This window comes from Cryobacterium sp. M91, from assembly GCF_002929615.1.
Taxonomy (GTDB): Bacteria; Actinomycetota; Actinomycetes; order Actinomycetales; family Microbacteriaceae; genus Cryobacterium; species Cryobacterium levicorallinum.
On the sequence record NZ_PJJT01000009.1, the window covers coordinates 1 to 1236 of the forward strand.

Consider the following 1236-nt stretch of genomic DNA (forward strand, 5'->3'; position numbering starts at 1 on the left):
CGGAAGACGACAGCCCCGCGGATGTGCTGAGTCCGTTCCAGCGGCACCAGGCGCAGTTCGTCGACCGGGTGATCTACCTGGAGAAGGTGATCGCGTGGGCGCAGGCGAGTAAGGCTGAGGTCTTGACTGAGGCGTGGGATTACACCACTAACAGTGCTGAGACCGGGTGTCCCCAGGCCGGTCCGCAGCATGAGCACGACTGGGATGCGACCTTCGCCGCTCAGCAGGGCCTGGTCGCCGAAATGGCCTGTGCGCTGCGCATCCCGGCCGGGACAGCGTCTGGCCTGTTGCGGGAGAGCCGGGTGCTGGTCGAGTCCCGGCCCGAGACCCTCGATGCTCTCCGCACTGGGGAGATCTCCCTGCGGCATGCCCAGCGGCTGCTCGACCAGCTCGATTCCGTCTCGCAGCCCGCCCGCGCCGAGCTGGAGGCGGTGTTGCTGCCGCACGCTCGCAAACTCACCGCGACGCAGTTCGATGGAAAAGCCCGCAAGCTGCGGGAGCGGTTCCACCCCGACAGCATCACCGTTCGCCGCACCCGGTGCCTGGCCGATCGCCGGGTGCAGTTCTTCCCCGACAAGGACGGCATGGCGACCCTCTGGTTACGGGCGGCCGGCGACGACGTGCAGAGTATCTATACCCGCGTCACCGATGCTGCGATCAGTCTGCAGGGCCCCGATGAGCCCCGCACCCTCAGCCAACTCCGCGCCGACGTCGCCATTGACCTGCTCCAGCAGGGCGTCACCGGCAGCGGCCTCGGCGCCGGCCTCACCGCCAACGTCAACATCACCGTCCCCGTCCTCACCCTGATGGGTCAGAGCGAGGAACCCGCCGAGCTCGAAGGCTACGGCCCGATCGATCCGGAGACGGCCCGCCGGCTGGCTGGGACCGCGACGAGTTTTCTGCGCGTCCTCACTCACCCGCACACCGGCATCGTCCTCGACGTCAGCTCCACCCCGTTCCGCGTGCCGGCGGCGCTGAAGAAATACCTGCGCCTACGCGATGGAACCTGCCGGTTCCCCGGCTGCAGCCGCTCCGCCGGCCACTCTGACCTTGACCACACCATAGATAAACAATTCGGCGGCCCCACCACCGCCACCAACCTCCACTTCCTCTCGCCCGCCCACCACAACCTCAAGCACTTCTCCGATTGGAAAGCCGTCGCGGATCCCGACGGCACCGTCCACTGGACCAGCCCCGCCGGCAAGCACTACGCCACCGACCCCGCCACCCGCATCA

The 1236-nt window shown here is 68.0% G+C and carries 1 protein-coding gene; it reads left to right on the forward strand.

From position 1 onward, the window contains the following. A partial coding sequence (locus CXY80_RS20495; RefSeq protein ID WP_104131111.1) for an HNH endonuclease signature motif containing protein occupies nucleotides 1-1236 on the forward strand: 1236 nt, incomplete at both ends.